Origin of the sequence: Collimonas sp. PA-H2 (assembly GCF_002564105.1) — a bacterium.
In the GTDB taxonomy this organism is placed as follows: domain Bacteria; phylum Pseudomonadota; class Gammaproteobacteria; order Burkholderiales; family Burkholderiaceae_D; genus Collimonas.
Genome location: NZ_PDBX01000001.1, coordinates 1,105,195 through 1,129,059, shown reverse-complemented (window position 1 = coordinate 1,129,059; position 23,865 = coordinate 1,105,195). Strand labels below are relative to the sequence as shown.

Sequence of the window (23,865 nt, the reverse complement as noted above, 5' to 3'; positions counted from 1 at the left end):
CATCGGACCTGATAGAAAACACTCTCATTTTTGAAATGGCAGAGCAAGAATATGCTTGTTGAACAGTGTCTCCCGGTTTTGTCTGACGCATGGCTGGAAGAGACCAATCAGTGGCTCTTATGGCGTTCCGATATTCGCTTTCAGCTTGCCAGCGGCCAGCTTGAGCTGAAATGGATTGAACCGCAATCGGAAACGTCTCAAGTGCGAATTCTTTTCAAGCTGGGTGACCACCGATGGGCAATCAGCCTCAATCGGCTTGGCGCATTGGATGCGCGCCTGATTGGCGCACCGTTTGAAGAAATGCCGGAAACATTGCGCACGCTCACTTTGCAAAAAATATTGTCCGGCTTGTTGGAAAAATTCCCATCAAGCGTGACTAACGATCTGGATTCCGCCGAAGTGGCGTGGCATCCCCCGCACGGATTTGAGGGATGGCAGTCGTTCTCATTCGAACTGACGAATACGGTACAGCAGACCAAATCGACCGGTGCATTTGCAGTTTGCTCGCCGCGGACACTGGCTTGGTTCAGGCAGCATCTACCTGGCGCTCGAAAAGAACAATCTGTCCTTATCGGTCAATTGCAGGTACGGGCGAGGCTTCAAGTCGGTATCACAAGATTGCATGCCGGGCAGATCGCCGAACTGTCATTGGGCGACGTGATATGGATGGATGCGGCTAGCCTGAGCAAGCATGGGCTGCGGGTCGACTTTGAGATCGGCAGCGGCAAGACTTTTTTTTACGCAAATTGGAAGCAGAAATTATTGACCGTGATTTCCCCACCCACGGATTCAACGCCAGGATTTCAGGATCTGGCCGCTAATTTTTCGGAGAATGCGCACATGCACATTGACATGAATCAGCTTGAATTGCCTGTTTCATTTGACCTCGGCGAGTTGTCGTTGCCGGTGTCTGAGATTGCGCATATCGGGCCAGACTACGTCTTCCAGTTGCCGGATGAAGCCGCCGATGCGGTCGTGAATGTCCGGATCCACGGTAAGTTGATCGCCCAAGGCAATCTGGTTCTGGTGGGAAGGAGACTCGCGGTCCGGCTGACAAAGATTCGCCAGCCGGACAATCTACCGGATGCAGACGGCGTTCCGTTGGATTGATAAATAAAGAAAAAAATGCTGAATCAAGATCCGCTCGTCCTCATTATCAGCCTTGCCTTACTTAGCCTCGCTCCTTTTATCGCGGTCATGGTGACTTCATTTGCCAAGCTGGTCGTGGTGTTCAGTCTGGCCAGGAACGCAATAGGCTTGCAGCAAGTACCTCCTAACCTGGTTGTCAATGGCCTCGCGCTCATATTGTCGTTCTATATCATGGCGCCGGTTGTCAATCAGATGTCGGATGTTTCGCAAGCGCAGATAAGCAACGGCAGCTTACGCATCAGCGGGCTGATTGAAATCATGAATCAAGGGCGCGAGCCACTGAGAGCCTTCCTCGAAAAACATGCGGAACAGCGGGAGCGGGAATTTTTTGTGCGTTCAGCGCAAAAGATATGGCCGCCGGAGCAGGCTGCCAAGCTAAAAAATAATGACTTGCTGGTGCTGGTGCCGGCTTTTACCGTCACTGAACTGACTGCGGCTTTCAAGATCGGATTTCTGATTTATCTCGCGTTTGTGATTATCGATCTGGTTGTGGCAAACATCCTGTTAGCGCTCGGCATGATGATGTTCTCTCCCACCGTGGTCTCGGTACCGCTCAAATTATTGCTGTTTGTCATGCTGGATGGCTGGGCCAAGCTGATTCATAACCTGATTCTTACTTATCAGTAGGTTGTAGCGTAATCATGAATATTGCGACACTCGCGACAGATGTAAAGCAGGCGCTGATGCTTGTACTCTTGCTCTCAATGCCGGTGGTCCTGGCGGTTGGAGTGACTGGCTTGTTATTGGCGTTCCTGCAGGCCGTCACTCAAATGCAAGATCAAACCATGGCGTTTGGCATCAAGCTGGTAGTCGCTGTGATTGTGATTGCCTTGATGTCGGGCTGGCTGGGGGGCGAATTGTTCACCTTTGCAGATGGGCTGTTTGCATCCATTGCTTTGGTGAGGTAAGCGGAGCAGCCATGGTAGACCAATACCAGAATCTTGAATCCTCGCTGATAGGTCTCGGCCTGCTAATGGTACGCATGTTGTTGGCATTTTCATTCATGCCGTTTTTTTCTACGAAAGTAGTCCCGCTCACGGTACGGCTGAGCTTCGTGGCCGGCTTGAGCTTATTCCTGTTTCCGCTATTGCAATCTCAACTGCCTCTATTCGAGGCGGACTGGCACATTCTTTTTCCATGCTTGCTCAAAGAAGCCGGATTAGGCATGGTGCTCGGCGTGTTCGCCAGTCTTTCATTCTGGGCCTTTCATACGGCGGGAGTCATCATCGAATATCAGGCCGGTTTGACCATGAGTGTCGCTATCGACCCATTGTCCGGAGAGGAAGATTCATTGATTGGCGGACTCTTCATGCAGCTACTGACGGTTTTCTTTTTTATTTCCGGCGGTATGAGGCAGCTGGTGGACATGCTTTTTGAAAGTTATGTCATCTGGCCAATCAACAAGATGCTGCCCATCGTCGGCAATCTTAAGCTGATCACCATGTTGATGGCGGCAATCATGCAGATGATAGTCCTGGTCGTCAAAATTGCCGCACCCTTTGTCATTCTCATGTTGCTGGTCGAACTGGCGCTAGGCTTGTTGTCTCGCTTTGCTCCGCAATTGAATGTGTTCTTCTTGTCGCTGCCTCTCAAGGTGGGAATCCTTGCAGTGTTACTTCTTATTTATAGCTCTCTATTGTCGGACGGAATGCAGTTATTACCCAATTTCCATGAGTTGAACAAGACATTGGAAGGGGTGCTTCGATGAGCGATTCGAGCAGCAGTCAAAGCAAGACAGAGCAGCCCACTCCCAAGAAGCTGCGCGATTTACGCCTGAAGGGCGATATCCCGGTGAGTCAGGATCTGGTTTCAGCATTGTCGATGCTGGTCGTCAGCGTGACACTGGCGATGGCTGGAAAATCATTTATTCAAAACATGATGGGGCTTATCAATCAGGCCTTGAATATGGATTGGCGCTCGATGAGAGATCCGGATGCAGTCCTCCACGCCACAAAAATCATGTTTGTCGAAGGTATTGGTTTCAGTTTGCCTTTGATTGCCCTCCTGATATTTACATCGATAGCGATCGGCTTGCTCCAGAGCCGCGGCTTGCTAGTGATGACACGCGTCATGCCGGATTTGAAGCGGCTCAATCCTATTGCCGGATTGCAGCGCATTTTTTCTCTGCGCACGATTTTCGAGCTGTTCAAGCTGTTGTCCAAAGCAATTTTGCTGGGCCTGATTGTATTTTTGTTGACGCGTCAAATACTAGGCATCCTGTTTGACGCCCGTTTCCTGCCGATCGCTGGCGTTCTTTTGCTGGCAGAAAGAGTCGTCGGCCAACTGTTCTGGATGGCGCTTGCGGCATTCATTTTGTTTGCTATTGCCGATTTCAGTTTCCAGCGCTGGGATTTTATCCGTAAAAACCGCATGACAAAAGACGAGGTCAAGCGCGAATATAAAGAGATGGAAGGCGATCCTCATCTGCGTGCCAAGCGCAGGCAACTGCAGCAGGAATTAAGCATGCAGAGCATGCTCGACAACGTCCGCAAAGCCAATGTTGTCGTGGTCAATCCAACCCATATTGCCGTCGCGCTGTACTACCAGCAGGACGAAACGGCGATCCCGGTTGTTCTGGCCAAAGGTGAAGGGTTCATCGCGGAAGAAATACGCCGGATAGCACAAGAGGAGGGCATTCCGATATTACGGGATATTCAGTTGGCAAGGCAGTTGCAGGCGCAAGTCCCGGTCAATCACTATATTCCTGACGACTTGATTGAGCCGGTCGCGGCGGTATTGCGCTGGGTCCGGGACATCAAGTCGGATGCATGAACGTTTAATCTAAGTTGAGGCAGACATGGCATTTTTAAAGTCAGCATGGAATAGCTTGAGCAGCCCTGGGGCAACTGGCTCGAGCACGCGGTTTTCCCGCTTGGGGCGTCATTACGACCTGATGCTGGTGGCGCTGATTGTAGCGGTGATCGCGTTGCTGGTATTGCCCTTGCCGCCGTACGTGCTCGATACATTGATTGCATTCAATCTTACCGTCTCCGTTACCTTGCTGATCGTTTCACTCTACATTGCTTCCCCGCTCGGCCTGTCGACTTTTCCTTCCCTGTTGCTGTTTACCACGCTGTTCCGGCTGTCGCTGAACATAGCATCGACCCGTCAAATACTGTTGCATGCTTATGCCGGCGACATCATCTCCACCTTTGGCAAATTGGTGGTTGGCGGCGATGTCATTATTGGCATGGTGGTGTTTGCAATCATTGCAATTGTCCAATTTATCGTCATTGCCAAAGGTTCCGAACGAGTCGCCGAAGTAGCTGCCCGTTTCAGCCTTGACGCCATGCCGGGTAAGCAAATGAGTATCGATGCCGATCTGCGCGCTGGCATTATCCACAAAGATGATGCGCGTCAGCGCCGGCGGACGCTGGAGAGCGAGAGTCAGTTATATGGCGCTATGGATGGCGCCATGAAGTTTGTCAAAGGAGATGCAATTGCCGGCATCATCATTGCGTTGGTAAATATCTTTGCGGGCATCATGGTGGGCATGTTACGCAAGGACATGAGCCTGGATACAGCCTTGCAAACCTATTCTGTCCTGGCAGTGGGCGATGCCCTGGTTTCGCAAATTCCTTCGCTCTTCGTTTCAATCGCAGCCGGCATCGTCATCACCCGTGTTGCACGTTCCGATAGCATCGAGGCGATTCCCCTTGGTAATGAGATCGCACAGCAAATCAAGGCGCACCCGAAAGCGCTGGTGGTGACCGGCATTGTAGTGTTTGGCATGCTGCTGGTGCCTGGGTTTCCGAAATGGCAGTTTCTGGCACTGGGCCTGACGGTAGCGTTGACTGGCTGGAATCTAGGGGCAGGCAGGCGCGGTAAGGCGCGCAACCCGTCAGAGGTGTTGATGCCGTCAATGTCGCGAGAAGGAAGTGATCGGGTTCCGGTTTTTATCGATGATGCCGATCATCTGATGACGATACCGATCGTAATGGAGGTATATCCGCAGATTGCACAGGATGTTAATCCACTCAAGCTCGATTCTGGATTGGAAAATGTGCGGCGGCATGTCGCGCATGACTTGGGCATTCCTTTTCCCGGGATGGTGATTCGCTCCGCTGCTCGCCTAAGCGCGGGGCAATTTGTCTTGTATATCAACGAAATCCCGATGCTGCAGGGCTATCTCATGCCGGGACACGTGCTTTGTCTTGAGGAAGAATCGAATTTAACAGCTGCAGCTATTCCCTATGTGACGGCGGAAGGCATGTTTGGCGGCAGCGGTCTGTGGGTGCCATTCAATCAGCAAGGCAGTTTGACAGAAAATAAATTCCGGGTCTTGTATGCGGAACAAATTCTGGCGCAGTATGTTCTGCGCGTGATCAGCCGCCATGCGCATGAATTCATGGGAATTCAAGAAACCCAGTTGCTGCTAAAACGTCTTGAGGACTCCTATCCGGATCTGGAAAAGGAATTGAAACAGCAAGTGCCCTTATCCCGCTTCGCGGATGTGCTGCGCCGGTTAGTGCAAGAGCAGATACCGATACGCGACCTGCGTCTTATCGCTCACGCGCTGATTGAAACTGCCGCGCGTGAAAAGGATAATGTCATGCTGACTGAATACGTGCGTAACGCCATGGTTCGTTCAATCAGTTATCGCAACACTTTGCGCAACGGCAGGCTGGCCGCAATTGTCGTCGCGCCTGGTTTTGAGGATCAGATCAAACAGTATCTGAAACAAAGCGGCAGCGGCAGCGTTTTGCTATTACCGGAGACTCTGCGCCTGTCTATCCACTCTCAGATATTGCAAATCACGAGCGCCAGGCAGGCAGATGATTTTCACAAGCCTGTGTTATTGGTCAATGCAATTGAAATACGTGCTCATCTGCGATCGATACTGGTCGTCGATTTTCCTGATTTGACAGTACTTGCCTCACCGCAGGTCGAAGGTTCGATCCGGGTCGACATCCAGGGGCAGATTCAGTAATAGGGCTAGTTCATTTTTCCGAGAAGGAGGATGATCGGGCATTTGTGCGTCGCATGACAGCGCCGTTTTCCCCTTCAAACAATCGCCAGCCGGCCGATTGTATAGGCTAGTTGCGCACGGTTCGCTGCGCCATACTTTTTCCGCAAATAGCGCAGATGATAATCGACATTGTGAGCAGTGGTTTTCAGATTTCGCGCTATTTCTTTATCACTTAATCCGTTGGCCAGACATTCGAGTATTTGCTTTTGTATATCGGAGACGGCGTCCAGGCCAGGGTGGTGCATCAATTTTTCAACGCAGCCTGAGATGAACTCGTGAATCGACAGGCCAAGAATCAACGCTTGCCCGATAACGCTTGTGGTGATCCAGTTCTTGGACGGATTGGCAGAATTGAATCCTACGACAACTTGCCGATGGGTTGCCGGATTAATGAAGCCAAAGGCGATGCCGCTGCACATCCCCGCATGAGCCATGTCTTCCAGGAATCCACGCGCTCGCGCATCGTGCGCCGGAACCAGGCGGGCTTTCGAAAAATACTGTAAATCCCAGACGAAAGGGAAGGGAGAGTTGAGACATGCGCTTACTCTTGGATCCAGATCGCAATAATGTTTGCGTGCATATTGATTCGCCCATTCGCCGGGGACATAGGTCTTGAGAAAGTAGTGTTCGCGATTGCCGTCGTTGGTGTTTTGCACGGCCTCGTATTGCAGGAAATTGAATCCAAGGACCGACAGCATGCTTCTGATATTGGCCATTCGCGCTTCTGGCGTCGATGCTGCTATAAGCTCACTGGCGATGCGCGAAGGCACATGATCTTCTTTCTTTCTCATGTCAAAGACCAATTGCTGCTCTTCAAAAAAACTTATTGCGGGGCGTTGTCCATCGCTTCTGACTTGGCACCAGTTCTGGGGTGTAAATTCATCTTCGAAAGGAACGAGAATTTCAGCGGCGTTTGTCATTTTTGTCTTTGTCTACGTTAGCTGTCAGACGTATTTAATTTTCCTTCACCAAGCGAATTTTCATTGCGCATGAAAGTATGTTGACGTTCTCAGATCATCGCAAACGACGGCCGGTGAATTCGTGTGGAATTTCAATGTTAAACATTGCCCTAAGGCATGGTTTGAGCCTGCTAAATCACTTTAGTTCGTTTGTTTGCGCAATTAGTGTCGACGCTGCGATCATGTCGGTTTGGCATCGACGCTGATGGAGTTCAGGCCCGGTAAGGCCGGCTCCAACCTTGTATTTGTTCGCCGCTGGTCAAATAGGCGCAGATCGGCAGTGTTGCGTCTAAGTTAATTTATTGTCTTTGAGCAACACTATTATCATAACACGGACCTTTTTTGCGGGTTCGACGAATCGTTCGGTAGCCGCCAGATTTATCTCCTGACAACCTTTATCAGCCGATGATCGCGACCGGGAATCGGCTCAAATACTGGCCCGCGAATGTTTATTGCTCATCGATGCGCGCGGTCCTGCTACAGCCGGGATTTCATACGGAGGTAATAAACAATTGGTGTAATGGGATCTGAATCTTCTATGGCGATTTGCTGACGTTTGCGCGGACGCTGGGAGTATCGGAAAGGTCCCAGACATCTCTTTGCAGAATCTGCCGTTACTCACTTCCCGAGATTGCATCTATCCGATGTCACTCTATATATATCCAAAATCGCTCGCAAGTTCAGATGACTTCGCCGCTGTTGACACGTCTCTGGATACGCCGCCGCAAGCCCCGCCTTTGCCAGACCCGGCAGCAGACACGGTAATCTCGCATATTGTCGGGCAGGGCGAAACCCTCAATGAGTTGGCGGCGCGCTATCGCGTGCCGGTGCAGGACATCATCGACGCCAATCCCGCACTGATGGATATCGGCCAAATCAATCCAGGTGAAACGCTCACGATTCCGCTGCAGAAGGGAGGGGAGCTGCTGCCTGCGCTGTATTCAGTGCAGAGCGGCGAGAGCTTGCATCAAATCGCCGCGACGCACGGCGCTGGCGTTGGCGAAATCGCGCTAGCCAACAACATGCTTAATCAGGACCTTATCTATCCGGGCGAGAAAATCTGGATTCCTGGCATGGGCGGCCAGGCCCGGCCTGGCGCGGCGAGCACGAACGGCGATGCTGTCACGGCGGCCGCCTTGATTCCCGAAACGCAAAAGATGAACCGCGCGCTGCGGCAGGCAAATGCTACACAGCGGACATTGGCGGCGCTCAAGGACGACGCAGCCCAAGGCAGTGGCGCCGCGCACGCCGAGCTGCGCGACGGCTTCGCGCAAGAAAATGCTGACGATGCGCTGAGCAAGCTCAAAGACGCCGTCAACGACGCGATCGGCGCGCAGGTCGGCGCCAAGACCGATGACGCAATGTTTAACAAGGCCGGACAAGAGCTGGCGGCGCCCTACATCCGGGACCCGGCTGCCTACAGCTTGCTTGACAAGGCCATCGCCCAGGTACACGTCGAGCGCCAGGTACAAGCGATCCTCGGCGGCGCCCAGGCGCAGAACGATCCGCTGCAAATGCTGCGCACGCTCAATACCGGCTACAGCAATGCGCCGCAGAATGTAAAGGACGCGCTGCTGACTGACTCGCATGTGCAGGAAATGCTGGGCGTTGTCGCAGCGTGGGCCAACCGGCCGCTCACGCAGAAGCCTGACAACGGCGCCATGCCGCAGGCGCAAACCGTGGCGGCGATCAGGCGGCTCGATCAGGCGACGCAAGGCTTGGATAAAATATTGGCCAGCGCTGTAGTTGATCGTGCGGTGCCCGCTTACGAAGCTTTCTACAAGGATCCTGAGCACGGCGGCTCTTCGCTATTCGGCAACCAGGGCATGACCGTCTTGATGAACTTGTCCGGACGCATCACGGGCTGTACGCAAGGCGACGATGCGATAGCGCGATTTGCCGTTACCGATGCCTGGAACAGCGACGCAGTGCAAACCGCTATTGGCGCCGGCGCAGACCCGGCTTACGCAATCGCGCTGGCGAGCAGTATCAAGGCGGCAGGGCAAGAACCGGATATCGTGGTCAAGGTCATCAATGACAGCATCGCATTGCGGGACCAGAAAAATATCGCTGGCGGTGGCGATCCGCAACCGACTCTCGATGTAGCCAAGCGCTTGCAGGCACCGGGGCTCGATGGCAATGGCGTCATGAAAGTCGTGACAGACGGCATGCAGCAATTCAAGGGCATTGTCACGGCCGACGTGACGAAGCTGGCGCTGCACGATGCCGAGATATCCTGGCTGGTGCAGAACCTCGGCCCCGGCATGACGCCGCAACAGCTCAGCCAAGCTGTCGCCGACTACCGCACCAAGAAGGGGCCCGATTGGCAAGCTGAAGACGACAAGTTGCGTCAGCAGATCGTCACCGACGGCAATAAGTTGATAGCGCAAATGATCGCAGTCAACCAAACACCGCAGACGTCGGGGACGCGCGCATTGATCGATCCGGTGCTGCAGAAGATAGTCAATGATCCAGCCGCGGGTTTGGCGATTTCCACGGCGATCCAGGCCGATCCGAATTTGACGGATGCGTCGCACGCCAAGGATATGGCGGACTTGTTCTCCTTGTCGAAGATTGGTGATATCGGGCGCAAGTACTCTAGCGAGGCCGCCTCTGCCTACTTGCGACGTAACGTACTTGCCCAAGTGCAAGGGGTCAAACTGAACGATCCTGCTAGCGTCGAACAAGCCAAGCGGGCGATCAGCAGCTTGCATAGTGAAAATTTTGCACGGCTGCTGGGCGTGACGCCGAGCGATCTCGACAAAGCTGTCAACGCGGTGCAGGGAGCTGCTGACGATATGACTAACGCCACGACGGCGGAAGAAGAGAATGTAATACTGCAAAATCTGAACAAGACACTTAACACCGACGCAACGCTATCGAAGACTTTTAACAAAATGACGGTGCCTGGTCAGCTGCTGCGCGGCGTTGCCGTGGCCTTCGCCGGCGCCAGCCTGATTAATTCGGACAACAAGTTCAACGCCAATCCGTCGGATCCGCAGAACGGCATCAAACTGTTGCTCGACTCTGCGGGCTTTGCCCAAAAGAACACCGAAGTACTGATTGGTTTGGGTCGCATCGACAAGAGTTCGCTGCTGGGCCAATTTGGAGGTGAGTGGAAGCTGTTCGGCCGGGCGTCCGTGGGTGATCTGATTGGAGGCGTGTCGAGTGTGCTCGACAGCGTTAGCGCGCTGAGGTCGGGATTCGGTCTCGGTACTCAGCAAGATGATGTCAGCGCGGCGCTGTCGGCGACGACCGCCGTTGGCGGTGCGTTGACGGTAGCGCCGGCTTTCGGCGCCGCAGCGTGGCTCGGGCCAGTGGGCTTGGGCGTGACTGCCGCCGGGGTGATCGGCAAGGTGATCTACGAATCGGATAAAGATGCGCACAAGTATGAAAGCGCATCTAAGCGATTCTTGAAATCGGCAGGTTATGATGACTTTGCCGCAGAGGCGTTGAGCAAGCAAGGAGGCTTGATCTCCGACGCCACGGGAGCCAGTCAGATACCATTCCTGGCGAAATACGGACAACTCAAGCATATGACGCCTGATCAACTACAGAAATGGGTCAACAGCCTGTCTGCCGATCAGATCAATGCGGTCGCCAATCGCCTGCAGCAGACCGCCAGCGATAGCAGTGGAAATCCGGAGAATTTCATCGATGGTCCCCGGCAAACTGTCTATATCGCTAGCGCAGATGGCTATGCCGCACCAGTGACGCGGGCTAACACACTGAGCGTATTCGAGGAATATCTGAAATACGATCATGTACCGCTTGGGTAATCAATGGCGCTACATGCGAAATGCTGCGTTAGCATGAAGATAACCGTCGTTGACAAACGAAAAAGTGAGTAATGAATATCTGTCCACATTGCAGATCCGAACCCTGTTTGCCCTTGTGGCGCAAGCTCTGTCTTGGTCCGGCGGGCTCCTCATGCTGTCAAATCTGCGGTTGCAAGGTTGGCGTCGATGTTGTTCGCGCCTGCTTGGCGATGTTGCCGACCATGTCGCTGGTCATCGTAACCAGCATCGGTTTGGTGCGCAATCCGTTGATCTTGGTTGTCTCGTTGTTGCTGTGTCTGGCCAGCATGTTGGTGCTCTATGCGGTCTGGGTGCCTCTGCGGCCAGATGAGTTGAGTAATGCGAGCATGGTAGCAAACGGTCGGGCGCGCATCACCGCTGCAAAACAAGCCGCCAGGCAGGTAAAGGACAGTCAAGGCAAATAGGTCGGGGCATCTCGACTTATGCCGAACTGTTGATCGGGTAGCGGAATCGCCAGAGTAAAAATCAATTTCTCTTTCCAACGCATCAAGTTAACTGCGTCCCTGCGGGAAAACCGTAACCCCGGCCCATTCTCAGCCGCTAACCATCCGAAAACTACGGTTTTTTGAGGCGGTGAACAAGTCATTCGAACATAGAATAAATCAACTGTCATACCTACGTCACAATCGGAGGAGTGGCATACATTTCTATCTAACTTCGAAAAAGCTGCATAAATATCAAGGAGAATGTTGATGGGTATTCTTGTAGATGGGGATTTTTCGCCGCGATACCGGCCCGTGATACTTCCTGCCGCAGCGCCCGCCTCACCTCCAACGCAGCTCCCCACGACATCCGATAATCCGCCTTCGACTGTCACCATCGGGCAAAATGGCGATAACAATCTGTTTGCGATTTTTGTCAACCATCGTAATCAATTACTGACGCTGGATGAACAGACCAAGCTCACCTATGATCAGCAATTTCTGCTGGTATTCAAACGGCTCGGCGAGTTCAACAAGGGTCAAAATTTCGATATGAGGCTGGTGGATAGCCGTCTACCTGGCCCACCCAACCCAAATGCGCCTGCGCGCGATCCTAACAAACTGGACCTGGGCGACACAATCAATTTGGCCGCCGCCAGTGTGTCGACGCCAGCAGTGCCTTCCGCTCCGGTGATTCCACCGCTTACACCGGCGCAGACTGCAGACGTCAATGCGGTTACGCCGCCAGTACCTCCGACCTTGCCTACGCTGGCCGATATCAACTCGCACAAGATCGACGGTCAAACGCTGCCCGAAGCCGCCATGACCGCATTGGTCACGCAATACAGCAACGCCGACCACAATTCTGATCAGTATAAATGGGCGATGGCTGTCAGGGCGCAATCAATGGCGCAAACCGGTGTGCCGGTGGATCAGAAGGCTTACAAAACTGACGCCATGCCGGGCTTTACTGTTACCAACGGGATTATCGACTTGCCAAAAGTTCAAGCAAGTCTGCTCGCTTACAGCAAAAATACGGCGTTTACAGATCAGATGGGTAAAGACTATCAAGCCATCACCGATGGCTTGACCGTGAAATATTTTCCGACGCCGATCAGCACCACGCAAAAACCCTTGTTATGGGCCGCTGTGAACGGTGATCCGGTTCCTAAGGCGCCAGCTATCATTCCGGTCCCGGCGCAGACAGGCCCGGTTCCTACGCCGTCAGGCAGTTCGCCTGCTGCTCCTGCGCCAACAGCGAGTCCAACTACCCCTGCCCCTGTGACGTTGACCCCTGTCTCGCCAGACACGCAAAACCGCGGCAATATTGATCTGAAATCTTTGACCATTAGCGGGCTCATCAATGGCATGATCAATCCGCAAGCACTGGCCGCTGCGCCGCAAAAATATTTATCGGGCGGGCTGTTCAACCCAGGTTTGTTACAAGGTGTGCCCGCAGCAAAAGCGATAATTGACCAGCCCGATCTGGCCAATGTCAGTCTCGATGTGGTGGCCAATATCCAGACCACGGCGAACGCTCACGCCATGGCAATTTCGCTCAGCGTTAAGCCTTACGGCGTGAATGCGCAATTAGCGTATCTGGCGAAGACGCATCCAGAATTGACTGCGCAACAGCGCTCCGATGCTGTCAACCAGGCTTTCGAGTTGATGGGCATATCGAACCGGCAAGCCATTGAATATGCCAAAGCAGTAGCGCCTTATCTGACAGCGCCGGCCAGCCCTGCAGTGTCCAACGGATTGCCAACGGCAACTCCTGGCCCGGCACCTGTTGTGCCTGGGACATTACCTCAAGGCGTCGCCCTCAGTGCCGATGCGCCAGCTTCGGCGAAGGCCGCTTGGGATGCTTTGCACAAAGTTGCAGAGATGCGCGCCGCGCTGGACGATACCAGTGGAGCCCAGCCGACCGACCTGGCGCTCACCAAAAACCTGGACCGGGCATCGCTGGAGACTGCCATCAATCAGGGTGCCAGTACGCAATTTAACTCCACCAATGTTGCGCAGGGCTGGTCCGACTACATTACTTCGCCTGCGTATACAAAATGGCTTATGACGCTGCCAGATGATCAGCAAAAACAGCAGATAAATGACGCTTTGGCGACCATACGCACATTCAATCCTAAGATTGCCGATACGGCAGCTGAAAAGCTGGGACTGAACCTGTATCACGAAACTTATGACGTCAAGCTTGGCACCGTTGATCCCAAAGCAGGCGCCGCGGCCGCTTATTTTGTATTGAATATGTCGCGCTGGACCGCACGCCTTGGCGGCTTCTTGGCCGGGACGTCGGACAGCGACATGAAGCAATTTGCCAAATACATGTTCACGATGATGCAACGCATTCAAGCCAGAGGCGCTGATCCTTCCAGCTATACCGAATTTTTAGACGAGGCTCGAAAAGACGGATCGGCACCTACTAAGCTATTGCCTCTGGCGGAGACATTGAACAAGGCTGGCGCATGGGGCAGTATTGCCGGTGCCATCGATGTGCTTTCAGGGATCAAGCGTTTGGGAGATACTGACTTCCAAACTAAACTGTTAAATGGCGATCCGGATGCCACTGTCGCCTGCATCAACTATATCGATATCTTCGGTTCCTATGCCGAGCATTACGTTAGGCTCGGTATGATCCTCGCTTCTCCGGAAACGAAAAACAAGATAGCGCTGTACCAGACTTACGGAGAAATTCTGCCGGAACTTAAGGAAAACCTGCGCCCCGATGTGAAAACGTTGACCGCGGCCTTGGATAAGGTGGATCCGACAGACAAGGATGCGGTTAAGGCCGCGCTTGACAATGTACTTAGCAAAAATGGTCAATTGCAGAAATATTTTCCAGGCATTAAATATGACACGAAATCCTTTGCTGAGCGCTATAGCACGGCGGCGAAGAAGCTGAGCGCCGATGAGCTGGCAGCGGTCCAGAACAAATACACGGCCAGGCTGGGATTTTTGCTCGATAGCCCGGCTACCGGCGCCGCTGGCGGTGCCCAGACACCGCTTACCCAGGAAATCAGCAAGCAAGCGAAAGCCTTGACCGGCGTTAATTTATCGGATCAAGCCGCAGTTAAGGCTGCCTTGATCAATAATGGTAAATACTCGGTTAGTGAAGCTGATTTACTGTCAGACCGGATTGCAGCCACCGTGACCAAGGGCGGTGCACGTACTGAGACGACCTTGGAAACCTATGGCCGCTTGACGATCAATACCTATTCAAGCGCACCTGTCTATTCAGACCCGGCGATTCAAAAGGCGGCAGTGCAAGCCAGCGAAGCTGGCGGTAATGTGGCGCTGACGGGAACGATTGATGTCACCACTGAAAAAGTCGCGTCGGGATTGACCAGAGGATTAGGCTACACGGGCTTGGTGCTCAAGGCCGGCGTTGCAGGATTGGATATTTTGTCCGGACCGCTTTCTATCTATTCGGGTGTCAGGGATATATACAGAGGTTTCAACGAGAAAGATGCGTATGGCAATTCCTTGGGGAACAATTATGGCGTAGTTGGCTTTGGCGCGGTAGAAACCGCAGGAGGAGCGTTCTGGGGTGCTGCAGGTTTTGTGGAAGCCGCCACCTTTGTCGATATGGCTTCAGGACCGTTCTTTCTGGTCGCACTGGGGTTGACCGCGGTTGGCGCCGCGGGTGTGTATGTTTCGGAGAAGATTTTTGAACCCAGTAAATCCGATCAGAATAAGCAAGCCATGGAAGAATTTTTCAAACCTTACAATGAAATCGGATTGACCAGCCCGGATTGGAAAAACAATGCCGATAACTGGGTAATGACGGAGCAGAAAGGTTACGCTATTATCGCTCCGGGGCTGCACCCTTCAAACAGTCTTTATGGGGTAGCATGAAGACGCGCGCAATCTGGCTGCCAGCGATCCGGACATCATTGTTCTGTTTCGTTTGCAGCAAAACTACCAAAGCCCCTGTGCCACCATAAATCACTCGGATCAATTAGGGATTCATACCTATGCGATCTAGGGGAAGGGGTGTCGATGAGAAGTCGGATATTGGAACAGGAGCAGATAGCTAATGGATACCGACCACTTCGTCAGATTTGCCTAACCATCTCATTGGCGAGAACTCGTAGGGTGGTCACCCGTGCCCACGCAGAAGGTCGATCATTTGAGGAGTGAATTCAGCGTGAGCAGAAATCTGCCCGCGCTATTTATTGCTACCCCGCAGTCCGTGATGAGCCATTTTTTTGACGCTCAGGCGACAGTAGGGCTTGCCGCATACTGCGCCTTCAGCACGTCGCCGATCGCCGTGAACAACTGATCAATCTGTCCCGGCTCGATGATCAGCGGCGGCGACAGGGCGATGATGTCGCCGGTGGTGCGGGTCAGCACGCCTTTTTCCCAGAAACACTTGAGGAAGACATCGAAGGCGCGCGCGCCCGGCTTGCCAGCAATCGATTCCAGTTCAATCCCGCACACCAGTCCCAGATTGCGCACATCCTTGACGAAAGGCAGGCCTTTCAGGCTGTGCGCCGCCTGCTCGAAATACGGCGCCGTGGCGGCGGCGCGGTCGAACAGGTTTTCGCTCTTGTAGACCTCCATGGTCGCAACTGCTGCGGCCGCCGCCAGAGGGTGGGCGGTATAGGTATAGCCATGGAAGAATTCGATGGCGTTCTCGTTGGCGGCGCTCATGAAGGCGTCGTGGATATCCTGGCGCACGATCACCGCGCCCATCGGCACGCTGGCGTTGGTGAGGCCCTTGGCGCAGCAGATCATGTCCGGCACCACGCCGAAATAGTCGGCTGCAAACGGCGCGCCGAGGCGGCCGAAGCCAGTGATCACTTCGTCGAAAATCAGCAGGATGCCGTACTTGTCGCAGATGGCGCGCAGCTTTTGCAGGTAGCCCTTGGGCGGCAGGATGACGCCGGTCGAGCCTTGGATAGGTTCGACGATCAGAGCAGCCACGGTGGCTGGATCGTGCAGCGCCAGCAGGCGCTGTTCAAACTCGTCGGCGATCTCGGCGCCGTGCTCCGGCAAGCCGCGCGAAAACGCATTGCGCGCGATATCCAGCGGATGGCGCAGATGGTCGACGCCGGCCAGGGTCGGCCCGAAGTGTTTGCGGTTGCCGGCGATGCCACCGACTGCAATGCCGCCGAAGCCGACGCCGTGATAGCCGCGCTCGCGGCCGATCAGGCGCGTGCGCATGCCGTCGCCGCGTACCCGGTGATAGGCCAGCGCGATCTTCAGCGCGGTATCCACCGACTCCGAGCCGTCATTGCAAAAGAACACCCGGTTCAAGCCTTCCGGCGCGATGGCAACCAGTGCGCTGGCGGCTTCGAAAGCCACAGGGTGGCCCATCTGGAACACCGGTGCAAAGTCCATGGTTGCTGCCTGCTTCTGGATCGCCTCGACGATCTTCGGATGGCAGTGGCCGGCATTGCTGCACCACAGGCCGGCCGTACCGTCCAGGATCTGGCGGCCGTCGTCGCTGGTGTAGTACATGCCTGATGCCGACACCAGCATGCGCGGCTTGCTCTTGAATTGGCGGTTGGCGGTAAACGGCATCCAGAAATGGTCGGTATTCAGCGGGCTGGGCATGGGGTCTCCTTGATGGTCGGCTGCGGCGGATCCGGCGCCGGCAATTGAGCCAATGGCGGATCCCTGTTAACGATGTTAGTCCGTTTGTGCTGCTTGCGGTAGAGCCACTTGGCGCCGTCGATTCTGGAAAGCGGCATGCCTGCGGCGACTCTTCCGGGCGTGCGCAGACGGCCGTGACATCCTGTTAACTTTGCCAGGATGCCAACTACCTCCCTTGTGCTATAGCATAAATTTACCCGTGTTCATAGGGCAAGGGTCCATTTAACTCTTCAAGAGGGGTAATCCATGGTCAGTTTTCAGAGATGGTTGGCAGGCGTCACGTGTGTGGCGGCAATCGTTGTAAGCGGCTCGGTTTACGCAGCAAAGGCCGATATTCAGGTAACGATCCAGGAAGCGAGTGCGAAAGGCGATGCGGGCGCAGGCAAGGTGCTGTACACCATCAGCAACACCAGCGCGGCGCCTTTGCACATTTTGAATTGGGAAACGCCGCTGAACGGCGTCAGCGGCGATTTGTTCAGCGTCGCGCTGGGCGGCCAGCCGGTGCGCTATGTGGGACGGCTGGTGAAACGCAAGCCGGCCACCGACAAGGACTACATCACGCTCAAGCCGAATGAAAGCCGGGCGGTCGAGGTCGACCTCAGCGCTTACTACGAGATGTATCGCGGCGGCCAGTACGTAGTCAAGTACAAGCGCACCGCCGAGACCTTGGTGCGGGAAGCCGGCAATGCAGTCCAGGCCAAGACCGGCGGCGCTGGCGGCGGCATTACGCTGGAAACCAATGCGTTGCCGCTGACCGTCGACGGCGGTCCGGCGCCTTCATCCAAGCAGACTTCCGGCGACCTGCTGGGAGCGATCAACGCCAGCGGCTCGACCAGCTTCGCCAGCTGCAGCAACAGCCAGAAGACCGCGCTGACCACGGCCCGCGGCGACGCCGCCTCGATCGCCACCAATGCCAAGAGCTACCTGGCTGCCAACAAGACCGGCAGCCGCTACACTTGGTGGTTTGGCGCTGTCACCAGCGGCCGCTATGCGACCGCGACCAGCCACTACGGCAATATCAGCAGCGCGCTCGGCGGCCAGTCGTATAAATTCGATTGCAGCTGTTCCGATTCCGGCACTTACGCTTATGTCTATCCGGACCAGCCTTACACAGTCTACCTGTGCGGCGCCTACTGGCAAGCGCCGGCTAACGGCACCGACTCCAAGTCCGGCACGCTGGTGCATGAAACCAGCCACTTCACGGTAGTGGCCGGCACCGGCGACCACGTCTACGGCCAAAGCGGCGCGCACAGTCTGGCCACCAGCGATCCGGATTCAGCATTGGACAATGCCGATAACCACGAGTATTTCGCGGAAAATAATCCAGCGTGGCAGTAAGTCGGACACAAGGCGGTTCGAGATGCTGCTGGTCTTGTCTTGAACCGCCGGTTCCGCGGATGCTAGCGGCGGGCAGCGCGCCGCCCCAGGACGATATGCAATACCAGCAGCAGCGGCAGCAGCAGGCCAGGGACCCAGTGGCCGGCTGACCAGAGCGGCCGGCTGGCTTCGCTGGCCAGGTAGTATAGGGCATAGCCGCTCAGCGTCAGCCAGGCCAGCAGCGTCGCCATGCTCCAGCCGGAATAACGGTTGCGGCGTGCATGATGGGCGCGCCGGATATGGTTGTTCAGCAGGCTGCCGACGAAAAACAGCGTCGCCATGGCGGCGGCGCCATGCAGTTTAATGGCCCATGGCTCAAGCGGATGGACGGTTTCGCCGAACTCGCCGGCGCTGCGCAGGAAATAGCGGGCCAGCAGCCACAGGATGCCGCTGGTGACCAGCAGGCCGCTGATGCCGTACAGGCTGAAGCGATGCCAGCGCTCCAGCCGGAAGCGCATGACGTGCGAGCGCAGGCCGGGGTGATGCAGGCTGCTTTTAGGATGTTTTATTTGGCGCATCGCTCAGATTATAAAAGCAGTCGCGCCAAACTGCTGCAATAAAGGATGTTGCGGGTCGGCGCTGAGCAGCACCAGCTTGGTCAAGGCGTCCGCGGTCATGCAGTCGGGCGCCTGCACCGTGGCGCTGCGGCTGTCGACCAGCGCATTGCCGCTGCCGGCGTCGACCAGCGCCGAACGCATGCATCCATCCACCATCTTTTGCGAAAAATAGCTGCCTGAGGTAGCCAGCGCGCCGTCTTTCAGGTCGATGCGGGCGCCGCTTCGGGTAGGCGAGCGCGGATCGCGGATCATGACTGGATAAGGGGTTTGCCCTAGCACCCGCAAATCGCCGCCGGCATTGACGCAGGCCGAAGCAATATGCAGCGCGCGCAGGGCCTCTACCGCCAGGTCCACCGCATAGCCCTTGGCGATGCCGCCGAGGTCGATCAGCAGCGGCGCCGGCTTGTGCACCATGCCTTGTGCGTCGAGGTGCAAGCGGGCGCCATGGTGCGCAGCGGCGGGCGGGCTGGCGGCCGGCAGCAAGCCCCATGCCACCAGCCTGGAGGCGCAAGCGATGTCGAACAGGCCGCCGCTTGCCGCTTGCATCGCCAGCGCCATCCGCAGCACGGTCGCGGTATGCGCATCGACAGCGATAGCACCGCCGGGCGCCAGGCGATTGATGCGGGCCACATCGCTGGCGGCATCGTGAAAGCTCATCAGGCGATGCACCGTGGCGATCGCCGCGAAAGCGGCGTTGAAGGCTTGCGCCGCTTCTGCTTCGCCCAGGCTGTCGGCCAGCGTCACCTCGACCAGGGTTCCCAGCCAGGGTTGCGCCCGCCGTCTCATTTTTTCAGGATCACCTGGGCGATCGCAGCGATGCGCCGCACGCCGTCGGTCACATGGGTGCAGGAGAGGGTAGCGCCGCTGATGCTGGCGATGCCGTCGCCTATGCTGAGGCCGCCGGCGCCGGCGCTCTTGCCGACGAACTGCTTGCGCCATGCCGGGCTCTTGATTTCAAAGCCGTGGCTCTCGCGGTAGGCGAGGATTTCAATCTGCTTGATGCTGGCGTCGGGATTGACCGCCACCGCATACGAGATCAGTTCAAACTTGCCGACCACGTCATCCAGGATCACGTAACCCAGCTGGGCGTCGCCCTTGTAGGCGGCAAACACCCGCCAGCCGACCGAACGCACCGGCAGGCCGGAGAGCTTTTCAACCTGCTTGATCTGCTCTCCCGACAACTGCAGGCTGGCGTCCTTGAAGCCGGAGGCATCTGGAAACATGGCTTGCTGCGCCTGCTCCACCGTCAGGTACTGGGTGGCGAAGGCGCTGGAGCTGGCGCCGACGGCGACCGCCAGCGTGGCTATATGGCTTGATTTCATTATTTAAAATCAGAAAGCATAACCCAGACCGAGGTTGAAGCGGTCGCGGGCTGTGTCGACCTTGAATTTCTGGTAATCGGCTTTCAGCACCACGCCTTCGCCGACATTGAAGTTGAGGCCGGTAGTCCACACGCCTTCGTTCGGTCCGGTGGCGACTGCCAGGCCGGCCGGCATCGCTGCGTAGCCGTTGGCGGTGTTGAAGCGTTCATAGCGCACAAACGGCGTCAGAGCGTAGTCGGAATTCTTCCACAGCTGGTAGGCGGCTTGCGTATACCAGCCGTAGAACGACGACGGCACCGGCGTCGGCTGGCCGGCGAAGGTTTGGTTCAAGGCTTCGGTGTTGCTGATGGTGCCGCGCGCGTAGACCGCCGACAAGTCCCACTTGCCCGGAGTATAGCGGGCATGCAGATCCCACAAGGTCAGGCGCGCATCCTGGGCCGCGAAATCCGGCGTCTTTTGTCCGACTTTGCCGGTAAACACCGAACCGCCCAGCAGCAAGCCTGGCACGCCGCGCCAGTTCAAGGCGCCGAACACGCTCAGGTCGTGCGACTTGGCCATCTGGCCTTCCTGGTGGATGCTGCCCAAAGGCGAAGTACGGCCGTCGGTCGAGGACGCGTCCCATTTGCTCAGGTCGAAGCCGGTGGTCAGACCGGTGTCCCAGCTCAAGCCGTTGTCCAGCGTCTGCGACAAGCCCAGCCCGGCTTCGCGCCAGGTCGATGGAATGATCGCGGTTTCGACAAAGTTGCGATAGACGCCGTAATAAGCGGTCGGTTCGTGGTTGGTGTTGAGCAGGCCAGCCGGGATCAGGAACAAGCCGCCCTTGGCGCGCAAGCCGTTGTTGAATTCGCGCTCGACATACAGCTGCTCGACCTCAGTCTCGCCCTTGTCGCTGGCCGAAGTGACGGCGTGCTCCCATTCGAACTCAGCCACCATCTTGGTCTTTTCGTCGAAGCGATGAGTGATGCCGATCACGGCGCGGGCAACGTCGGTCTGGGCCTTGCTGCTGTCATGACGCGGGCGGGTGTAATTGACCTCGCCGTAACTTGACAGCACTGTATTCGGTCCCAGCATGGTCGCAGGCGAAGCTGCTGCCATCGAGACCGGCGCAGCGGCGGCTGGTGCCGCAGCGACCGCGACCGCTGCTGGCGCAGCCGGCGCGGCTGCCAGCGCATCCTGACGTTGTTCAACCGTGTCGGTTTTCTTCTTGGTGGCGGCCAGCTCGGCCTTGAGCTGCTCGACTTCAGCAGCCAGCTTGTCGAGCCGCTTCAGCAATTCCGCTTCGCTGGCGGACGCTGCCAGCGGACTTGCCATCAAGGCCAATGCAATGGCTTGCGCCAGAATATTTTTTTTCATGATATGGATTTCCCCTTAAGTTTTATTGTGCTTTGTAGCCATCGGTTAGCGTGCCGAGAAATTGCACGACGTCGTCGACTTCGCTGTCGGACAATGCCGGCGGCATGTTCGGTTGCCGGTTATATGGCACTTCAGTGACATTCACGTTCTTGCGGTATTGCTCGGGCAAGTCGTTGAATTTCTGAGCGACGCCACTGGCGTCGGCCGGGTACCACAGCTCCGGATTGGTATCGCGCTTGACGTAAAAACTGACCGCCTCGCGCAGGGTCTTGAAGTAGCCGTTATGGAAAAACACCTTGCGGGTGGCGACATTGCGCAGGGTCGGCACCTTGAATTTGCCGCACAGTTCGCTGCGGTTGCTCAGGTCGGTGCGGTCTGGTCCGCACAGGCCGAGATCGTAGTAAGCAGGATCGGCGGTGGCGGCAATCGCCGGATTGCGCGGCACGCCCAGGTTGTCGAAGGTGAAGTCGGTAAACAGCGGCGACGAGCCGTCGCTGCCTTTGGCGCTCAGGTGGCAGGCGACGCAGTTGCCCTTGGTCGGATTATTGAACAGCGCCAGCCCGCGCAACTCAGCGGCCTCCAACGGCACTTTACCGGCCAGGAATTGATCGTATTTGGAATCGTAAGGATGGAACTCCGCGTCTTCTTTTTGGTACTGCTGCAGCGCCAGCTGGATACGGTTGAAAGCGTCGTCGCTATTGTCCAGGATGGCGGCGCCGAACACCTGGCGGAATTCTTCGACATACGCTGCCTGCTTCAGTTTGACGATCACATCGGCCTTGCCGCCATTCGCCATTTCATGCGGCGCCAGGAATGGCCGTTGCGATTGGTCGGCCAGCGTATTGGCGCGGCCGTCGCGGTTGAAGCCGCCGGTCGGGGTACCGTCGCTGGCAAAAAAGAAAGCCGGGGTCAGGTTCAGGTAGCGCAAGGACGGCACGGCGCGAAAGCCGGGCACATCGAGGTTGGCGCCGCCCAGCTGCACTGCCAGGTCATTGCTCTGTGCGTGCGCGTTGTCGGGATTGTGGCAGGTAGCGCAAGACTGTTTGCCGGAGGCCGACAGGCTCTGGTCGCTGAATATTTTCTTGCCGAGGCTGGCGACCTGACTGAGCCCGCTGTCCGGCGCCGGCGTAATCGGCGTGCTGGCGCTGTTGCCGCCACCGCCACCGCATGCCGCCAGCAGGCCAGCCATTGCAAATGCCAGCGGCAAGCCGATTTTTTTCCGGACGCGGATCTGCGCCGCGACATTGTTTTGTGACATGTGGATTGTTTTTTTAGTTGATTTGAACACGCATGGCGCCGGCAGGAATGTGACTCCGGCCTCGCCTCCCCGAGTGCTTCATTGTTATATTTTCAAGCGAAACATTGTGAAATGTCAGGATACGAATGGTATTGAGAATGATTGCAATTAGCAATTACTATCAATTCCAATAGGCAATTTCTGCGAAATGTGTCTTTTTCTTCCAACAGCAGGCCGGGTGCGGACCAGTGCCTTGAAATTCTCGGAAATCTTAGCCCGGCGCGTATGGTTTATCGGCCAGTTGCTAGGCCGGGAATTGCAGTGAATTGGGGGACGATTGGATGGGAGAGCAAGAGATTCGGCATCTGCTTGTGGTCCGCAGCGCAGATGCCCGGCGGGCGAAATTTGAGGGAAATTTTGCTGCGCTATACAATAATTATTATATTCAAGGGGCACCATGCTGACATTCAAAATGACCACTGTCGGTTCATCAGAAGGTTTTATCCTGAACAAGGAGGCGAAAGCGCGCCTGAATGTCCAGAAGGGCGATAGCATCAAAAAATGCGCACAGTCTTTCTATTTCCTCCTGAGTTGGTCGTCAGTCTCGTTCTTTTGATTTTGTCGACAGGCCCAGATAATGCATATTTGCTCGTGCCTGGGAGATGAAGTCGGTATTTACAGGAAGGCGCCATAGCTGTTTGGTAACTTTTAGAACGCTACCTAAATAAGACAGCTCGACTGCAATGGTCACGCCGCCAGCAGCTTTTTTAGTTGGTGTTGCAGCGCTCCTGGCTTTTATGTGGTCAATAAGTCGGTCAGCCGTGAGATTGGGGAGCGTCAGAGCTCCTAAGCTAATTTCAGTGATTTCAGGACTGCCGCTTTGTTTTTCCCAAATGGCTTGGTCGGGCCTATCTCATCCGTGTACCGGTCTATCAAGGTTGATAGCGTCATGTCAGATATAATGCGTTCATCCTGATATTTGAGCGCTCGCATGTCGGCTTCCGTCTTAGAGGCCCATTCCTGAGCCCTCGCTTTGGTATCGAACGTCTGTGTTGCGTCCGGAAATCCTTTGCGGCGAATTTGAGCCCGCCA

The 23,865-nt window shown here is 55.8% G+C and carries 17 protein-coding genes; 9 read left to right on the top strand and 8 right to left on the bottom strand.

Annotation, left to right across the window (positions count from 1 at the left end; all coding sequences use genetic code 11):
* The first annotated feature begins 51 nt into the window (after positions 1-51).
* The 6 genes from sctQ to sctV are packed head-to-tail and all read left to right on the top strand — an operon-like array spanning position 52 to position 6,079.
* A complete protein-coding gene (gene sctQ / locus BCF11_RS05090; RefSeq protein ID WP_098493779.1) occupies positions 52-1,110 on the top strand; it encodes a type III secretion system cytoplasmic ring protein SctQ in 1,059 nt (352 codons plus the stop codon).
* Positions 1,111-1,125: 15 nt separating this feature from the next.
* Positions 1,126-1,776: a type III secretion system export apparatus subunit SctR gene (gene sctR, locus BCF11_RS05085; RefSeq protein ID WP_098493778.1), complete on the top strand. Its 651-nt coding sequence runs from the start codon at positions 1,126-1,128 to the stop codon at positions 1,774-1,776.
* 14 nt (positions 1,777-1,790) lie between these two features.
* Positions 1,791-2,057, top strand: coding sequence for a type III secretion system export apparatus subunit SctS (gene sctS, locus BCF11_RS05080; protein ID WP_092359553.1), 267 nt, complete (start codon positions 1,791-1,793; stop codon positions 2,055-2,057).
* 11 nt (positions 2,058-2,068) lie between these two features.
* Entirely contained in the window at positions 2,069-2,857 is a 789-nt protein-coding gene (gene sctT, locus BCF11_RS05075; RefSeq protein WP_098493777.1) for a type III secretion system export apparatus subunit SctT, read from the top strand.
* The gene (gene sctU, locus BCF11_RS05070; RefSeq protein WP_098493776.1) at positions 2,854-3,921 is read left to right on the top strand and encodes a type III secretion system export apparatus subunit SctU; all 1,068 of its coding nucleotides are present in this window, start codon (positions 2,854-2,856) and stop codon (positions 3,919-3,921) included. The genes sctT and sctU overlap by 4 nt, the downstream gene beginning before the upstream one ends.
* A gap of 25 nt (positions 3,922-3,946) precedes the next feature.
* Positions 3,947-6,079, top strand: a complete 2,133-nt coding sequence (gene sctV / locus BCF11_RS05065; protein WP_098493775.1) for a type III secretion system export apparatus subunit SctV — start codon at positions 3,947-3,949, stop codon at positions 6,077-6,079.
* Between the two features lie 74 nt (positions 6,080-6,153).
* Here sctV and BCF11_RS05060 read toward each other — a convergent pair whose 3' ends face one another.
* On the bottom strand, positions 6,154-7,038 hold the full coding sequence (locus tag BCF11_RS05060) for a LuxR family transcriptional regulator (protein ID WP_098493774.1): 885 nt from the start codon (positions 7,036-7,038) through the stop codon (positions 6,154-6,156).
* Positions 7,039-7,721: 683 nt separating this feature from the next.
* On the opposite strand from BCF11_RS05060, the gene BCF11_RS05055 reads away from it, so the two are divergent.
* Positions 7,722-10,856 (top strand): LysM domain-containing protein, encoded by a 3,135-nt coding sequence (locus tag BCF11_RS05055; RefSeq protein WP_098493773.1) that lies wholly within the window; start codon positions 7,722-7,724, stop codon positions 10,854-10,856.
* 157 nt (positions 10,857-11,013) lie between these two features.
* Here BCF11_RS05055 and BCF11_RS27915 read toward each other — a convergent pair whose 3' ends face one another.
* Complete coding sequence (locus BCF11_RS27915) at positions 11,014-11,163, bottom strand: hypothetical protein (protein WP_158229143.1); 150 nt, start codon at positions 11,161-11,163, stop codon at positions 11,014-11,016.
* Between the two features lie 424 nt (positions 11,164-11,587).
* Here BCF11_RS27915 and BCF11_RS05045 point away from each other — a divergent pair, with 424 nt between their 5' ends.
* Entirely contained in the window at positions 11,588-15,184 is a 3,597-nt protein-coding gene (locus BCF11_RS05045) for a hypothetical protein (RefSeq protein ID WP_098493771.1), read from the top strand.
* 360 nt (positions 15,185-15,544) lie between these two features.
* On the opposite strand, the gene BCF11_RS05040 is transcribed toward BCF11_RS05045, so the two are convergent.
* Entirely contained in the window at positions 15,545-16,888 is a 1,344-nt protein-coding gene (locus BCF11_RS05040; protein ID WP_098493770.1) for an aspartate aminotransferase family protein, read from the bottom strand.
* A gap of 324 nt (positions 16,889-17,212) precedes the next feature.
* Between BCF11_RS05040 and BCF11_RS05035 the strand changes: the two genes are divergently transcribed.
* Positions 17,213-18,265 carry a M35 family metallo-endopeptidase gene (locus BCF11_RS05035; protein WP_233212377.1) on the top strand — a complete coding sequence of 351 codons (1,053 nt, stop codon included), beginning with the start codon at positions 17,213-17,215 and terminating at the stop codon, positions 18,263-18,265.
* A gap of 62 nt (positions 18,266-18,327) precedes the next feature.
* Here the strand turns inward: BCF11_RS05035 and BCF11_RS05030 are convergent, their stop codons facing one another.
* From BCF11_RS05030 to BCF11_RS05010, 5 genes are read right to left on the bottom strand one after another with little or no spacing between them, the layout of a single operon-like run.
* Entirely contained in the window at positions 18,328-18,822 is a 495-nt protein-coding gene (locus BCF11_RS05030; protein ID WP_233212376.1) for a DUF4405 domain-containing protein, read from the bottom strand.
* Between the two features lie 3 nt (positions 18,823-18,825).
* Complete coding sequence (locus tag BCF11_RS05025) at positions 18,826-19,647, bottom strand: FAD:protein FMN transferase (RefSeq protein WP_098493768.1); 822 nt, start codon at positions 19,645-19,647, stop codon at positions 18,826-18,828.
* On the bottom strand, positions 19,644-20,183 hold the full coding sequence (locus BCF11_RS05020; protein WP_098493767.1) for an FMN-binding protein: 540 nt from the start codon (positions 20,181-20,183) through the stop codon (positions 19,644-19,646). Before BCF11_RS05020 ends, BCF11_RS05025 begins: the two co-directional genes overlap by 4 nt.
* A gap of 9 nt (positions 20,184-20,192) precedes the next feature.
* On the bottom strand, positions 20,193-21,536 hold the full coding sequence (locus BCF11_RS05015; RefSeq protein ID WP_098493766.1) for a hypothetical protein: 1,344 nt from the start codon (positions 21,534-21,536) through the stop codon (positions 20,193-20,195).
* A 22-nt stretch (positions 21,537-21,558) separates the two neighbouring features.
* Entirely contained in the window at positions 21,559-22,794 is a 1,236-nt protein-coding gene (locus BCF11_RS05010) for a cytochrome-c peroxidase (RefSeq protein ID WP_098493765.1), read from the bottom strand.
* Between the last annotated feature and the right edge of the window lie 1,071 nt (positions 22,795-23,865).

What these genes read in the sequence shown, in the direction of transcription:
- sctQ (WP_098493779.1), top strand. Translation starts at nt 52, where the DNA reads ATGCTTGTTGAACAGTGTCTCCCGGTTTTGTCTGACGCATGGCTGGAA.
- sctR (WP_098493778.1), top strand. Translation starts at nt 1,126, where the DNA reads ATGCTGAATCAAGATCCGCTCGTCCTCATTATCAGCCTTGCCTTACTT.
- BCF11_RS05025 (WP_098493768.1), bottom strand. Translation starts at nt 19,647, where the DNA reads ATGAGACGGCGGGCGCAACCCTGGCTGGGAACCCTGGTCGAGGTGACG.
- BCF11_RS05060 (WP_098493774.1), bottom strand. Translation starts at nt 7,038, where the DNA reads ATGACAAACGCCGCTGAAATTCTCGTTCCTTTCGAAGATGAATTTACA.
- BCF11_RS05045 (WP_098493771.1), top strand. Translation starts at nt 11,588, where the DNA reads ATGGGTATTCTTGTAGATGGGGATTTTTCGCCGCGATACCGGCCCGTG.
- BCF11_RS05030 (WP_233212376.1), bottom strand. Translation starts at nt 18,822, where the DNA reads ATGCGCCAAATAAAACATCCTAAAAGCAGCCTGCATCACCCCGGCCTG.
- BCF11_RS27915 (WP_158229143.1), bottom strand. Translation starts at nt 11,163, where the DNA reads ATGCTGGCCAGACACAGCAACAACGAGACAACCAAGATCAACGGATTG.
- sctS (WP_092359553.1), top strand. Translation starts at nt 1,791, where the DNA reads ATGAATATTGCGACACTCGCGACAGATGTAAAGCAGGCGCTGATGCTT.
- BCF11_RS05010 (WP_098493765.1), bottom strand. Translation starts at nt 22,794, where the DNA reads ATGTCACAAAACAATGTCGCGGCGCAGATCCGCGTCCGGAAAAAAATC.
- sctT (WP_098493777.1), top strand. Translation starts at nt 2,069, where the DNA reads ATGGTAGACCAATACCAGAATCTTGAATCCTCGCTGATAGGTCTCGGC.
- sctV (WP_098493775.1), top strand. Translation starts at nt 3,947, where the DNA reads ATGGCATTTTTAAAGTCAGCATGGAATAGCTTGAGCAGCCCTGGGGCA.
- BCF11_RS05040 (WP_098493770.1), bottom strand. Translation starts at nt 16,888, where the DNA reads ATGCCCAGCCCGCTGAATACCGACCATTTCTGGATGCCGTTTACCGCC.
- BCF11_RS05055 (WP_098493773.1), top strand. Translation starts at nt 7,722, where the DNA reads ATGTCACTCTATATATATCCAAAATCGCTCGCAAGTTCAGATGACTTC.
- sctU (WP_098493776.1), top strand. Translation starts at nt 2,854, where the DNA reads ATGAGCGATTCGAGCAGCAGTCAAAGCAAGACAGAGCAGCCCACTCCC.
- BCF11_RS05020 (WP_098493767.1), bottom strand. Translation starts at nt 20,183, where the DNA reads ATGAAATCAAGCCATATAGCCACGCTGGCGGTCGCCGTCGGCGCCAGC.
- BCF11_RS05015 (WP_098493766.1), bottom strand. Translation starts at nt 21,536, where the DNA reads ATGAAAAAAAATATTCTGGCGCAAGCCATTGCATTGGCCTTGATGGCA.